The sequence below is a fragment of the Brevundimonas vancanneytii genome (assembly GCF_901421975.1).
In the GTDB taxonomy this organism is placed as follows: Bacteria; Pseudomonadota; Alphaproteobacteria; order Caulobacterales; family Caulobacteraceae; genus Brevundimonas; species Brevundimonas diminuta.
In genome coordinates this window covers 1,033,101-1,046,392 of sequence record NZ_LR588407.1, presented here as the reverse complement: position 1 = coordinate 1,046,392, position 13,292 = coordinate 1,033,101, and the positions used below count along the sequence as shown (strand labels likewise).

The window sequence follows — 13,292 nt, the reverse complement described above, 5'->3', positions numbered from 1 at the left end:
GCCGCTGAAATCCCCGCGTGTAAAAGGACAGGAAATTCATGCGCTTGACACCAACCGCCTTCATCGCGCCCGGCGTTCTGGCGATCGCCCTCGCCGCAGGCGCCGCGTCGGCTCAACAACATGCGGGCCATGCAGGCCATACGCCGGATCAGCACGCCGCCCACATGGCCATGATGCGCGCTACGCCGGGTCAAACCTCTCAGGTCGCCATCATCAACGGCCAGGGCGCCGACATCGGCAAGGCCACCCTGACGCAGGGCGCGACCGGCCTGCTGATCAAGGTCGAGGCCACGGGCCTGACGCCCGGCTGGCACGGCATCCACATCCACGCCACGGGCCAGTGCGAGGCGCCCTTCACCTCGGCCGGCGCTCACATCAACCACGGCGATCCCAAGAAGCCCCACGGCCTGCTGAACGCTGAAGGCCCCGATGACGGCGACCTGCCCAACGTCTTCGCCGACGCCAGCGGCGCCGTGAACGCCGAGGTCTTCACCAGCCACGCCCGCCTGTCGCAGAACGGCCCCGGCCAGTGGCTGCTGGACGCCGACGGCTCGGCCCTGGTGATCCACGCCAACGCCGACGATCACTCCAGCCAGCCCATCGGCGGCGCGGGCGACCGCGTGGCCTGCGCGGTCATCAAGGCGCAGTAAGCCGCCTAAACCTTGGCGGGAGCGCCGGCGCGCAAGCCGCGCTCCCCCAGGGCCACCGTGACCACCCCCGCCAGGGCGATCGCCACGCCGGTCAGGATCTGCGGCGTCAGCACGTCGCCCATGAACAGGCCGCCGATCAGGATCGACACCAGGGGCGAGCCCAGCAGATAGGGCGTCACCCGCCCGGCCTCGCGCCTCTGCACCAGCCAGAACATCAGACTGGTCGCGAACACGGACGAAATCACCCCCGCCCAGATCAGGGTGCCCCACACCAGCGGCGTCGCCGCCTTCGCCGCCTCCCACTGCCCCGTCTCGAACAGGGCCGACCCCAGCGTCAGAGCCGGCAAGGCCATCAGCGCCAGCAGCCCCTGCATCTTCAGCGGCGGAATAGAGGTGGTGCGGCGCGCGATCACCGTCGTCAGCGCCCAGGCCGAGGCGCCCAGCGCCCCGACCAGAATAGCCTTCCAGTCCTGCAAGGCGTGGGGGTCCAGCGTCATCCAGGCCACGCCCATGAAGGCGATCACCAGGCCGACGGTCGCCATCCGACTGATCCGCTCGCCCAGCAACAGGAAGGCGAACAGGGACGTCAGCGGAATCCACAGCTGGGTCGCCACCGTCACCGGGCTGACGTCATGGGCCAGCCAGAAGGCCAGGTAGATCAGACCGTAGTGGATCGGCCCGCCCACCACGGCGATGATGAGCAGGCTCTTCCAGTTCGGAAACGGCGGCCGCACGAACCAGACCAGGCAGGCGGCGGCGATGGCGAAGCGCAGCGCCCCCGTCATCAGCGGCGGCAGCACCTCGGTGGCGACCTTGGCGGCGGCGTTGTTCACCCCCCAGATGACCAGAACGGCCACGATGGCGGCGATCTCGAGCGGCGTCAGCGCGTGCGGGGAGGAGGAGGAACTGGACACGCCCCCATGCTTGCCACAGGGCGCGACGATTGGCCTCTCACGAAGCATGACCGCAGGTTACCCGTCCGCGCCCCCTGCTCCGCCCGTGCGAACCGGCTATAGAGACGCGATGAAGACCTCTGCGCTGCTGTCCGCCCTCGCCGTCCTGACCGCCTGCGTCGCCGCCGCGCCCGCCGTAGCCGAGCCGACGGTCGTCGTCTCGCCCCAGCCTCTGCCGATCGACGACGCTCGGCCGCGCGTCTTCCTGGGCGGCAGCATCGACATGAGCGGCGCGCCGGACTGGCAGGCGGCGCTGACGCAGGCTCTGGGCGACATGGACGTCACCGTGCTGAACCCCCGCCGCCCCGACTGGAACCCCGCCTGGCGCCCCGAGGCGGACGAGCCCGAGTTCCGCCGTCAGGTCGAGTGGGAGCTGGCCGCCCTGGAAAGCGCCGACGTCATCGTCATGTATTTCGCGCCCGGCACGCAAAGCCCGATCAGCCTGCTGGAAATGGGCCTGCACGCGCGCGGCGGAAAGCTGATCGTGCTGGCCCCCGAGGGCTTCTGGCGCAAGGGCAACGTCGACATCACCGCCCGCGCCTATGGCGTGCGTCAGGTCCAGACCATGAACGAACTGACCGCCGCCGTCCGCCAGGCCCTGACCGAAGCCGCCGAGAAGGGCCGCTTCGTGCCCTGATCCTTCATTGAAAAAGGCCGCGCCCCCAGCAGAGGCGCGGCCTTCATATTCCGCTGAACGAACCTTAGAACGGAATGTCGTCGTTCAGGTCGTAGCTTTCCTTCGGACCCGAGGGCTTGTTGGCGCCGCCCGTCGAGAAGCCCGAGGAATAGTCGTCGTCGCGACCGCCGCCGCCGTAGCCGCCGCGATCACCGCCGCCGCCCTGGCTGTCGCCGCGGCCGCCCAGCATGGTCAGCTGGCCGTTGAAACGCTGAATGACGATCTCGGTCGAGTACTTCTCGACGCCCTGCTGATCGGTCCATTTGCGGGTCTGCAGCGAGCCTTCGACGTAAACGGTCGAGCCCTTCTTCAAATAGTTCTCGGCCACCTTGACGATGTTGTCGTTGAAGATGACGACCGAGTGCCACTCGGTCTTTTCCTTGCGCTCGCCCGTGGCCTTGTCGCGCCAGGTTTCCGAGGTGGCGATACGCAGGTTGGCGACGCGATCGCCGTTGTTCAGCGAGCGGATTTCCGGGTCGCGACCCAGGTTGCCGACCAGAATGACCTTGTTGACGCTGCCCGCCATGACCGATGTCCTTTTATTCGTCTTGTCGTCCGCTCCTTAACCGAAACGGACGAGATGTTCTAGTTTTGTTCACCCCATTCAGGGTGGGTTAGTTGGGCGCCACCGCCACGGGGCGCCCGTCGATCCGGCGCTGGATGGCCCCCGGAATGGCCAGACGGCCGTCGCCGGTCCGCGCCAGGGCGAAGAACCGCGCGCCGTCCAGGCTCTTGCTGAATTTGACGCCCGTGCGGTCGATGAAGATGAACTGGCCCTGATAGGCGCCGACCATCTCATTGTTGCTGCCGCCCAAGCTCAGGAATTTCAGGCGCATCTCTTCCAGTCGCGCGGCGCAGAACTCGATCTGCGGCTGATCGCGCGCCACCACGTTGAAGCGGGGCGCGTCGCTGGCCAGTTCGCCGACGTGATAGCAGACGCCCTTGTCGGTCGGCGCCTTGAGCTGAGGCGCGCCGCAGGCCGCCAGGGCGGCCGAGCCGAGCACGACGGCCAATCCAGAGGTCAGAACACGCACCTTCGTCACAGCTCCGGGAACTGACAGTTGCGGTCCTGCTGGGCCAGGGTGCGGAAGCGGTTGTTGTCGCTGGACTGCTCGACGCGGCGCGGCACCAGACGCAGGGTGGTGTCGCCCCAGCGGCCGTACTGGGCGTCGCCCGGTCGCACGCAGGTTCCGGCGTAGAGGGCCTGAACGCAGGCGCCCAGGCTCATATTGCCCGACACCTGCCGCCATTCAGAGCCCGTGTGGCGCAGACAGGCCGTGCCCGATGCGGCGGCCGCAGGGCGTGCGGCGTCGGCGGCGCTGGGCTGCCCCACAGGCGCGGCGTCGGCCATCGTCACGACGGGCGCTTCAGGCGGGGGCGCGAAGGAGGCGGTCGGCGCCGCGACCAGGGAGCCGGTCGAATCCAGGCCGACATCCAGGGCGCTGGTGGCCACGCCGTTCTTCTGGGCGCAATCGGCCAGGGTGGCCAGGCCGACGAACTGTCCGTTGACGAAGCAACGCAGTTCGCGCGTCGGCTCCAGGGTCGGGGCTTCGGCGACATCGATGGTCAGTCCGCCCTTGGACGCCGGCGGCGCCTCGACAGGTCCGTCGCGCCCGCCGCTGAACACCAGGGCGGCCGCCACCGCGCCGACGACGGCCAGGCCGGCGCCGACGATCAGGACCGTGCGATTGTCTTTGGAAAGGGCCATGCAGCTCTCAACGCTAACGAAGGCCCCACTAACCCCGTCCGCCCCACGGCCGTCAACCGAAAGCGCCGTTCACCCCGGCTTAGCCTGTGAGTCGCGCCAGTGCAGCCTGATAGTTGGCCAGTTGAGCCTGCAGATAGGCCGGCGCCTGCCCCGTGACCGGCGGCTTGGACGCTTCGGGCGACAGGGCGCGATAGGCGTCGCGCATGGCCTTGATCGCCAGTTGCACCTGATCCTTGGACTTGGCGATGGCCTCGGCGCCGGACAGGTTGAGCAACGGCGACAGGTTGACCCCGAAGGTCTTCTTCTTGTCGTCCGCCGACTTGCCGATGAAGCCGGGCGTCAGGCCCAGCCCCGCCAGGGCGTCGCGCCCCCCTTCGCCGGGGATCAGCACGGCGCCGGCCCGCCCGTCGGCGCTGGTGATCGACAGACGCTGGACGCCGCCGCTGGTCACGCGCGTGTCGCCGTCCATGCCCGTCAGATAGTCCCGGTCCGTCTTGATCGTGACCTTGAGATGGCGGCCCGAGGCCAGTTCGATCTTGCGCGCCAGGGACTGTAGCGTGTCCTTCGCCTCGATGGTCACGGCCGTCTGCCGCCCAGTCGCGGGATTCTGCACATAGAAGCGGTCGCCGGCGCGCACGGCGGTGGCGTCGACCAGGGCCTTGGAATCGCTCTGATCGATCTCGCCCTGCGGCAGGCCCAGCCGGTCCAGAACGCTGGCGCCTCCGGACGAAACCGTCAGGGCCAGCGGCTTGGCCTGTCCTTCGGCCGCCGTCCAGCTCTGGCTCCATTCCACCTGGCCGGTCTGAGCGTCCAGCCGCGCCAGATAACCGCGCGTGGGGTCGTCCTTCTTGGCGCCGACAGGGCGGTCCGAAACGCCCGTGAGCCAGACCTTGCCGTCGTGCACCTTGACGTCGGCGGCCGTGTCGTCGCCCTCGCCGCCGTAATAGGTCAGCCGATCGGCGCCCGAGGCGGTCAGGTCCGTGGACAAGCTGGCGACGAAGGCGTCCTGCCCGCCCGCGTGGGCGTTGGCGACCTGACCCGCGTTCAGGGCGCCGTTGCCCGTCGCCCCCGACACGATCAGCCGCCCGTTCGCCACCGCCAGACCGGCGATCTCGCCGCCCGAGGACGCGCCGAGGTTCCGCACGCTCAGCAACTCCGGCGCCCCGGTCGGACCGACGCGGAAGTGACGCAGCACGAAGGCGCCGTTCTCGACCCCCGCCGTATAGAGATTGTCGCCGTCGACGGTCATGGCCTGGACGTTGTCGTCTCCCGCCGTGCCGAACTGGGCCGCGCCCGTCGCGGTCGCCTTGATCGGCGCCAGGCTGTGGATCTGGCTTTCGCTGAAGGCCTGGACGTAGCCGTCCCAGCCGCCCACGGCCAGCGCGCCCGGCATGGCCGACTTGGCCCGTCCCGCCACATAGACCCGGCCGTCCGCGCCGAAGGAGACGGCCGTGGCCTCATCCTCGGCCCTGGCGCCGCGCCTCTGGGTCCACTGCTCGCGGCCGTCGGCGTCGAAAACGGTGACGAAGCTGTCCGCCGTCGTGGCCGAAGCTCCGGCCTCGCCAGGAACCAAGGCGCCGACCACTGAGCCGGCGACCGCCACCCGTCCGTCCGCATCCACGGCGATGGCGTAGCCGCTGGCCTTGGAGGCCGCGCCCAAAGCCCGGCTGACCACCACATTGCCCGCCGAATCCAGCTTCATCAGGACGACGTCGGCCTGGCCCTTGATCGGCTGCGTGGAAGAGCCGGCGCTGACGTCGGCCACGATCCACATGGAGCCGTCCGGCCCCGCAGCGCTGGCGCGCACCGTCTCTACGCCGTCCGGCAGGTTGGAGACGCCGCTGCGGCCCTCGACCCAGAAGCTCTCGCCGCCCGCGCCGGCGACCGGATTGCCGTCCGGGTCGAACTTCAGCACTTCGTGACCGCCCTTGGTCCCGACGCCCTGCACCACCTGGATCGAATCCCGCGCCTCTGCGGGAACGAAGCTGATCGTCTCCGCCGAGGTTCCGCTGACCGTCAGTCCCCAGCGCGTCGGCCCGGCGGGCAAGGTGATGGTCTTGTCGCCGACCTTCACGGTCCGCGGCTCGGCCTCGATCATCTGGCGGTGAATGCGGGTCTGCACGCCCGCCGCCTCCAGCTTGCCGTTGATGTGCTCCAGCACCGCATCCATCGTGCGCGGCGTCGACCCCATCTCGGCCAGGTCGATGGCGACCGTCTGACTGCCCGCGATCGTCTTCGCCGTCACGCCGAAACGCACATCGCCCTGGAAGGCGGCGACCTCGTCGGTCAGGGCGCCGTCATGAATCGGGCCGGTCAGATATTTGGAGCTGTCGCGGGCCACGGCCGCCGTCGACTGGCTCTGCGAAGCCGAAACGCCCTGAACGATCCGCACGCCGTCGAACTGGGCCGAGGCCAGAAAGTCCGTCACTTCCGCCATGCCCGAGGTGAAGCGCCGAGACAACTGATCGGACTCCAGTCGTCCCACGTTGCGCTCGCCCGCCCGCGTGGTCAGGGCCTCCAGCATCGTCAGCCCCTGATACAGGGCGAATATCTTGCGATAGTCGCTCGAAGAGGCGCCCTTGACGTCGAGCACCGCGTTTTCTTCGTTGACGAGCTTGCGTCCGCTCAGCGCCGAGCGCAGCAGCTCCGATTGGCTCGGCTTCTCCTTGGCGTCCAGGCTCCAGGGCGCCGTCGGCTGGGTCTTGGGCTTGGCCGCAGGCGCGGCAGAAGGCAGGCCGCCGAGACCCGCTCCGGCGCCGAAAAGACCCAGCAGATAACTGTTGTTGATGGCCGCCAAGCAAACCTCCGCCCGTCAGCATCGCCCGCCACGGTAACGAACTGTTTAACAGTCGCCAGGAACCGCGCGCCGAACACCGCCGTTTTTCGCCTCGCCACAGCCGAGGTGAGACTGCCCATGTCACGCGTGCGCTGGATATTGATGAGGCTGATGAGCCTCTACGGCCTGATCCCTCGACCGACCCGCCGTCGGCCGCCCCCCTTGTCGCTAGGACACGGCGCGCAGCGACGGCTGGGCTAGGCCGCGATCAGCCCTTGAACAGCGACAGGATGATCTGCGGCGCCTGGTTGGCGATCGACAGCGCCTGAGCGCCCAGTTGCTGCTGAACCTGCAGAGCCTGCAGTCGCGCGCTTTCACGCGCCATGTCCGCATCGACCAGGTTGCCGACGCCGACTTCCAGCGAGTCCATCAGCTTGGTGACGAACTGGGTGTGCTTCTCGATCTGCTTGGATTGAGCGCCCAGTTCGGCGAGCTTGGCGTTGGCGTCGGTCAAGGCCGCCTCGATGGCCGTCAGGCCAGCGGTTGCATTGGTTTCGGTCGTCAGATCCAGCCCGGTCAACGAGAGCCCGGCCAGAGTCAGATTCTGACGATTCATCGAAATCGTTTCAGAGGCGTCGGCGTTGGCGAGGAAATCCAGCGCCGTGGTCGAGCTGCCGTCGAGAATGTTCTCGCCGTCAAAAGAAGCGTTGGCCGCAAACGATCCCAGCGATGTCAGCAGAGCCTGAAACTCATCGTCATAGGCCTTGCGCGTCGCCGCCGACGCCGAAGGATCGGCCGCGGCGGTCGCCTTCTGGCGCAACTCGACCAGGATATCGGAAATCTGCTGCCCTGCGGCCAGGGCGACGTCCGCCAAGGAGGTGGCGCGGTTGAGGCTGGTCTTGACCGATTCGAGCGCGCTCATGTCGGCGCGCTGGTTCTGGGCGATGGCCCAGGTCGCGGCGTTGTCCTTGGCGCCCTGCACCTTCAGGCCCGTGTTCACCCGGCTCTGAGTCGCCGCCAGCTTGGAGTTGGTGGCGTTCAGGTTCTGAAGCGCGACAAGCGCCGACGCATTGGTGATTACGCTGTTGCTCATGGCTTTCTCGCCTCAGATCCGATTCTGGCGAGCATTAATGACGCTGATTCCTGAGCGTATGGTTAACGCCGTCGCAACGCCTGTTAACGCCGCCCGGCCATGCCGAGGGGCGTTTCATTGCTTGGGACGCGCGGATCAGGCTTCGGTCTTGATGATCTTCCCGACGTCGTAGGCTGGGCTCTGGCGCAGTTTCAGCACTTCCTCGCGGGGAAACTGGCGGATCACCTCTCCCGTCACGCGATCCAGGGTCTTGTAGACATAGCCCGTCGACTCGCGCTCGATCGTCAGCCGGTAGCGGCCGGCGTCATCGGCTGCGCCCTGCGACGCCTGAACAGCGGGTTTCGCCTCGAGCACGGCGCCCTGCGGCTCGCGGTCCAGATAGGTTACGCTGGAAACTCCTGCGACATTGTCAGCCATATCCCTCTGCGCGGACCTGCCGCGCCTCCCGTCTCAACGACGCGAGAAAGGGGCGAACCCAGCGGCCCGCCCCTTCCCTAACCGCGTCGGATTAGCGGAACAGACCCAGCAGGATCGAGCTGGACTGGTTCGCGATCGACAGCGCCTGCACGCCCAGCTGCTGCTTGGTCTGCAGAGCCGTCAGGCGGGCGCTTTCCTTGGCCAGGTCGGCGTCGACCAGGTTGCCGATGCCGACTTCAAGCGAGTCCTGCATCTTGCTGACGAAGGTCAGCTGGCGATCCATCGACTTGGACTTGGTGCCCAGGTCGCCCAACACGGCGGTGAAGGCCGTGATGGCGCCCTCGACCGCAGCGGTCGTGGCGGTGGCCACGGTCGCCGCGCCGCCGGCGGTGGCCACGGCGGTGTCAGCGCCGGCGATCGCCTTCACGGTGAAGGTGTCGCCCGCGCCCGTGCCGGTGCGGACGTCGACAGCCGCGGCGTTGGCCTTGAACAGGTTCACGCCGTCGAAGCTGGCGCCGCCCAGAGCCTTGGTGATTTCATTGCCCAGGGCGTTGAAGTCAGCCAGATAGGCCGTTTGGGCGTCGCCGGTCGACGAAGCGATGGCGACCGCCAGACCCTTCTGTTCTTCCAGAGCCTTGGTGACGATCTCGCCCGCGGCCAGAGCCACGTCGACGATCGACTGACCGCGCTGGATCGACTGCTTCACCGAGTCCAGAGCGCCCATTTCAGCGCGCTGCGACGTGGCGATGGCGAAGATCGCGCCGTTGTCCTTGGCCGTAGAGACCTTCAGGCCGGTGTTGACGCGGTTTTGCGTGACGTTGAGGTCGCGGTTCGTCGCGTTCAGGTTTTGCAGGGCGATGAGCGCGCCCGCATTGGTGTTGATGCTGTTAGCCATTTTGGCTGTCCTTTGTCTTCAGACGATGGCCGACGCCTTTTTGGCGTCGGTGAGCATTCTGCTCGGTAGCGAGAGGTGGTCAGGCGGCGGCTTCAACCGCCGCCTTCAGCGTTAGCGGAACAGGCCCAGCAGGATCGAGCTGGACTGGTTCGCGATCGACAGCGCCTGCACGCCCAGCTGCTGCTTGGTCTGCAGAGCCGTCAGGCGGGCGCTTTCCTTGGCAAGGTCGGCGTCGACCAGGTTGCCGATGCCGACTTCAAGCGAGTCCTGCATCTTGCTGACGAAGGTCAGTTGACGCTCCATCGACTTCGACTGGGTGCCCAGCTTGCCGAGTTCGGCGGTGAAGCCGCTGATGGCGGTGTCGACGGCCGTGATCGCGGCTTGCGCGGCCGTGGCGTCGGCCGGAGCCGTCAGCGTAGCCGTGGTGGCGACGGTGATCGCCGCGCCCGTGCCGATGTTCTGGGTCGCGCCCGAGGTGCTGGTCAGAACCGACTGCTGCGTGGTGTTGGAGAACAGGTTCACGCCGTCGAAGGTCGCGCCGGCCAGGGCCTTGGTGATTTCACCGCCCAGGGCGTTGTAGTCGGCCAGGTAGGCCGTTTGAGCCGCGCCGGTCGAAGAGGCGATGGCGACCGCCAGGCTCTTTTGTTCTTCCAGGGCCTTGGTGATGGTCTCGCCGGCGGCCAGGGCCACGTCGACGATCGATTGACCGCGCTGGATGGACTGCTTCACCGAGTCCAGAGCGCCCATTTCAGCGCGCTGTGCGGTGGCGATGGCGAAGATCGCGCCGTTGTCCTTGGCCGTGGAGACCTTCAGACCCGTGTTCACGCGGTTTTGCGCGACGTTCAGGTCACGATTCGTCGCGTTCAGATTCTGCAGGGCGATGAGAGCGCCAGCATTGGTGTTGATGCTGTTAGCCATTTTGGCTGTCCTTTGTCTTCGACGATGTCCGACGCCGTTTTGGCTGCCGGGAGCTTTCTGCTCGCAGGCCATGACCGCAAGGAGCGGGCCAGGCGAGGCCAGCCCCATCTCGAACGCACAGCCTTGATTTTTCAGCGTTAGATTTTGGCAACCACGCCGCCGAGCCCGGCAATATTTGCCCATTCACCCGGCAGCTCGGCGTTTTTTGCCTAGCCACCCGGCAATATCGGCCCAGCTCCCTTTCGCCCCTGCGCCCAGGCGTCGATCAAATCGCGTTCGGCCTTCAGCGTCTCCACAGCCAGGCGCCTGGCGGCGTCGCACGCCGCCACCTGCGCGCCGCGCCGCACATAGGCCGCCTCCAGATCCGCCGCCGTCGGGCGCTCGGGCAGCATGGCCAGTTCACAGGGCCGCGTCGCCGCCTCAGCCAGGATCAGCCGGGGCGGCGCAACCGGCGACGACGGGCGCGAGGCGGCACAGTTCGCGGTCGTGATCGCGCAGACGCCGAGCGCGATCAGGGTCCAGGGGCGTATCAGCATCATCAGCGGTCCTCGCTCGGGTTTCAGCCGCGACGGTCGCCTGCGTCACGGCCTGGGCGTTGCGGTGAAAGGCGTCGAGATCCTCGAGCTGGCGAGCGCGTGCGGCGGCCTCCAGACTTCGGGCGGACGCCTCGGTCTGCGCCCGATCGAGGCGTTGCTGGGCCGCCTCCAGCCGACGCGCCTGGAGGTGCAGCGGATCCCAGCGCAAGCCCAACCCCCGCCCGACGATCAGCAACAACACGCCCGTCGCCAGCATCGTCGCCCACCAGCCGAGCGGCGTCAGAATCCGCAGGAAACGGCCCATCATGGATAGGCCCTCCGATCCAGTTCGAAATGCGGTCCGTCACGCAGGCGCGGCCAGTCTCCGCCCCAGATCAGGGGCGCGCTCGCAGCCGCAGCCGCTTCCTTGAACGCCCCGGCGATGCGCGGATACAGCGGCCAGTCCCAGCGCACCCCGCCGTCGACCCAGGCGGCCACGTCGACCGCATGGCCGGTCAGGTGCCGCGAGTTCAACGTCCGGCTGGCCCCGGCCCGGACCAGCTCCGCCTGACGCGCAGGCGTCCGCAGCCCCTCCGTGACCATGAAGTCCACCGGCGTCAGCAGGATGGCCCCCTCGACCACGGCGACCAGATCGGGATGGACGCCCTTCAACCGCTCGCGCGAGCGTTGCGACAGACGAAAGCTCATGGCTTCCCGCCCGCGCGCAGTCGCGCCAGATTGACGATCTGCTGGGCGCTGGGCGCCACCAGATAGAGCAGCAGCATCAGGGCCATCAGCCCCATCAGCCCCTCGGCGATGCGCGGCAGGTCGTTCGCCGCCGCCCGCGTCACCGCCAGCCGCAACAGCAGCCACAGCGCCAGGCTGGCGGCATAGACATAGAGACGCCGCCACAGCCAGCGGCCCTCGGCCAGCTCCTGCGGACGCGCGGCCGGTTTGTCGTGATGCTCAGACGTCATTGCCCATCCTCCGGGTCATGAGGCGCGGCCGAGCTTCGCCAGTCGCCGCCCAGGTGGTCGAAACAGTCGTCGGCCGAGAGGCGATCGGGCGCGGCCCAGGCCTCCTCGTCCAACAGCGGCTCCAGTTCGCCGAGCGACAGGGCGTCCTCGGCGTCGATGATGCGATGCAGGCGTCGGATCATGGCGCTCACCCCACCGCCGTCAGCCAGACCACGCCGGCCGCGCCTGCGCCGCCTGCGCCCGCCGCCGTCACGCCCGCGCCGCCGCCGCCGCCGCCGCCGCCATGAAGTCCGCCCGCGCCGCCTGCCTGACCGGCCCCGGACGTCCTGGCGCCGCCGCCCGCGCCGCCGCCTCCGGCCCAGTGCAAATCAAGCCAGGGCGCCGTTTGCCCGGCCGCCCCCTCCGTCGTTCCGCCCGCCGCCTTCAGAAGCAGCATGGCGCCGTCGCCGCCTGCGCCGGACGTCTGCGCCGCATTGGCCGTGCTGAGGCCGCCGCCCGCGCCGCCCGCGCCAGGCCCATCGGGCCGCGCCGCCGCCTGCCCGGCGCCCCCGGCCGTCGAAACGGAAGAGGCCCCGCCTGCGTTGGAAGGCGGCAGGCCGCCGCCTCCGGCGCCGCCGGCTCCCGACGCCGCAGATCCGCCCGCGCCGCCGCGCCCGCCCTCCCCGGTCAGCAGGATTTGAGCGCCGGTCTTCACCAGGCTGGCCGCGCCCTGACCGCCCGCCGCGCCTGATGCGGCGCCGCCTGCGCCGCCCGCGCCCACAGTAATGTTCAGCCCCGCCGACAGATTCACGGCAGGCCAGCACGCCGACATCACGCCACCGCCGCCGCCGCCGCCGCCGCCATGCCGAGCCGTGCCGGAGGCTCCCGCCAGACCGGCCCCGCCCCCGCCGCCTGCGCCGACGCAGACCGCCTCGACCCAGCGCGCCCACGACGGCGGCGTCCAGCTTCCAGAGGTCGTCAATACCGTCGTCTCGCGCCGCGTCGCGCCCTGGCCGAACCAGGCGCGGCCCGTGCTGCGGTCGACCCTCAGCGCCTCATGCCAGGCCCCGCCGTCGGGACTGACTTTCAGCCGCAGGTCGTCGTCGCCGACCAGACCCAGCTCGGCCCGCCCGCCCCAGCCGCTCTGGAACAGCAGGGACAGGACGTCGCCCGCCGCCTGTTTGTTGAAGGTGAAACGCAGATCGCCGTCGCCGCCGCTCTCGCTCTCCAGCGCGGTCCACAGCGCCTTGTTGGCCCGCACGGCGACGACGTTCGTCGCGTCCGCCGTGGCGTTCACGCCCAGGCGGGTGATCTGCTGGATCTCCTCCGGCAGGCCGAAGGACAGGGGCGTCCAGACGCCTTCGCGGCGGACCAGCATCTCCTCGCTATCCAGCACCACGGCCAACAGGCCGTTCGGCGCCGGAACCGGCAGCCAGTCGCCCCGCTCATGTCGCAGCAGGCTGCCCGCCGGATGCGTCGCCCAGTCCGCGCCCGTCGCCGCCTCCGGCAGGATATAGAGCGCGCCCTCGGCCGGGTCGGCAGGCTGTACTGTCGTGGTGCGACTGACCGCCGCCGTCTGGATCAGGGCGTCCAGACGGGTCAAGGCCTCGTTCAGGGTCACGTGTTTCTGCAGCTGTCCGGCCGCCAGATAAGGCAGGCCCAGTCGCGCGCTGGCGTCATCGCTCATGGCGGTCTCCAAAGGTTGAGACCGCAGTCTGCTCAGGCGCCGGGCCCC

At 68.8% G+C, this 13,292-nt stretch carries 17 protein-coding genes; 2 read left to right on the top strand and 15 right to left on the bottom strand.

Going from position 1 to position 13,292, the window contains the following annotated elements; all coding sequences use genetic code 11:
* The first annotated feature begins 164 nt into the window (after positions 1–164).
* Positions 165–650 carry a superoxide dismutase family protein gene (locus tag FGL25_RS05075; protein ID WP_252970247.1) on the top strand — a complete coding sequence of 162 codons (486 nt, stop codon included), beginning with the start codon at positions 165–167 and terminating at the stop codon, positions 648–650.
* Between the two features lie 5 nt (positions 651–655).
* Here FGL25_RS05075 and FGL25_RS05070 read toward each other — a convergent pair whose 3' ends face one another.
* Entirely contained in the window at positions 656–1,612 is a 957-nt protein-coding gene (locus tag FGL25_RS05070) for a DMT family transporter (protein WP_046654625.1), read from the bottom strand.
* Between the two features lie 61 nt (positions 1,613–1,673).
* Here FGL25_RS05070 and FGL25_RS05065 point away from each other — a divergent pair, with 61 nt between their 5' ends.
* Positions 1,674–2,240, top strand: a complete 567-nt coding sequence (locus FGL25_RS05065; RefSeq protein ID WP_128720311.1) for a nucleoside 2-deoxyribosyltransferase domain-containing protein — start codon at positions 1,674–1,676, stop codon at positions 2,238–2,240.
* A gap of 64 nt (positions 2,241–2,304) precedes the next feature.
* Here the strand turns inward: FGL25_RS05065 and ssb are convergent, their stop codons facing one another.
* The 14 genes from ssb to FGL25_RS17790 all read right to left on the bottom strand — a co-directional run bounded on the left by ssb (position 2,305) and on the right by FGL25_RS17790 (position 13,244).
* On the bottom strand, positions 2,305–2,805 hold the full coding sequence (gene ssb, locus FGL25_RS05060; protein WP_003165522.1) for a single-stranded DNA-binding protein: 501 nt from the start codon (positions 2,803–2,805) through the stop codon (positions 2,305–2,307).
* 88 nt (positions 2,806–2,893) lie between these two features.
* Positions 2,894–3,322, bottom strand: coding sequence for a hypothetical protein (locus tag FGL25_RS05055; protein WP_003165523.1), 429 nt, complete (start codon positions 3,320–3,322; stop codon positions 2,894–2,896).
* Complete coding sequence (locus FGL25_RS05050; RefSeq protein ID WP_046654628.1) at positions 3,319–3,987, bottom strand: hypothetical protein; 669 nt, start codon at positions 3,985–3,987, stop codon at positions 3,319–3,321. The genes FGL25_RS05055 and FGL25_RS05050 overlap by 4 nt, the downstream gene beginning before the upstream one ends.
* 79 nt (positions 3,988–4,066) lie before the next feature.
* Positions 4,067–6,784: a transcriptional regulator gene (locus tag FGL25_RS05045; RefSeq protein ID WP_138141121.1), complete on the bottom strand. Its 2,718-nt coding sequence runs from the start codon at positions 6,782–6,784 to the stop codon at positions 4,067–4,069.
* Positions 6,785–7,031: 247 nt separating this feature from the next.
* The gene (locus tag FGL25_RS05040) at positions 7,032–7,856 is read right to left on the bottom strand and encodes a flagellin (RefSeq protein ID WP_003165527.1); all 825 of its coding nucleotides are present in this window, start codon (positions 7,854–7,856) and stop codon (positions 7,032–7,034) included.
* A gap of 135 nt (positions 7,857–7,991) precedes the next feature.
* Entirely contained in the window at positions 7,992–8,273 is a 282-nt protein-coding gene (locus FGL25_RS05035; protein ID WP_138141120.1) for a flagellar protein FlaG, read from the bottom strand.
* A 91-nt stretch (positions 8,274–8,364) separates the two neighbouring features.
* On the bottom strand, positions 8,365–9,168 hold the full coding sequence (locus FGL25_RS05030; protein WP_046654631.1) for a flagellin: 804 nt from the start codon (positions 9,166–9,168) through the stop codon (positions 8,365–8,367).
* Positions 9,169–9,279: 111 nt separating this feature from the next.
* Positions 9,280–10,086, bottom strand: a complete 807-nt coding sequence (locus FGL25_RS05025) for a flagellin (RefSeq protein WP_003165530.1) — start codon at positions 10,084–10,086, stop codon at positions 9,280–9,282.
* 209 nt (positions 10,087–10,295) lie between these two features.
* Positions 10,296–10,478: a hypothetical protein gene (locus FGL25_RS05020; protein ID WP_138141119.1), complete on the bottom strand. Its 183-nt coding sequence runs from the start codon at positions 10,476–10,478 to the stop codon at positions 10,296–10,298.
* A 28-nt stretch (positions 10,479–10,506) separates the two neighbouring features.
* Positions 10,507–10,929 (bottom strand): hypothetical protein, encoded by a 423-nt coding sequence (locus tag FGL25_RS05015; protein WP_138141118.1) that lies wholly within the window; start codon positions 10,927–10,929, stop codon positions 10,507–10,509.
* On the bottom strand, positions 10,926–11,309 hold the full coding sequence (locus tag FGL25_RS05010; protein WP_138141117.1) for a M15 family metallopeptidase: 384 nt from the start codon (positions 11,307–11,309) through the stop codon (positions 10,926–10,928). The genes FGL25_RS05015 and FGL25_RS05010 overlap by 4 nt, the downstream gene beginning before the upstream one ends.
* Positions 11,306–11,578 carry a hypothetical protein gene (locus tag FGL25_RS05005; protein WP_003165534.1) on the bottom strand — a complete coding sequence of 91 codons (273 nt, stop codon included), beginning with the start codon at positions 11,576–11,578 and terminating at the stop codon, positions 11,306–11,308. The genes FGL25_RS05010 and FGL25_RS05005 overlap by 4 nt, the downstream gene beginning before the upstream one ends.
* Positions 11,575–11,760, bottom strand: coding sequence for a hypothetical protein (locus FGL25_RS05000; protein WP_003165535.1), 186 nt, complete (start codon positions 11,758–11,760; stop codon positions 11,575–11,577). Before FGL25_RS05000 ends, FGL25_RS05005 begins: the two co-directional genes overlap by 4 nt.
* 5 nt (positions 11,761–11,765) lie before the next feature.
* Complete coding sequence (locus tag FGL25_RS17790) at positions 11,766–13,244, bottom strand: DUF2793 domain-containing protein (protein WP_138141116.1); 1,479 nt, start codon at positions 13,242–13,244, stop codon at positions 11,766–11,768.
* Positions 13,245–13,292 lie beyond the last annotated feature (48 nt).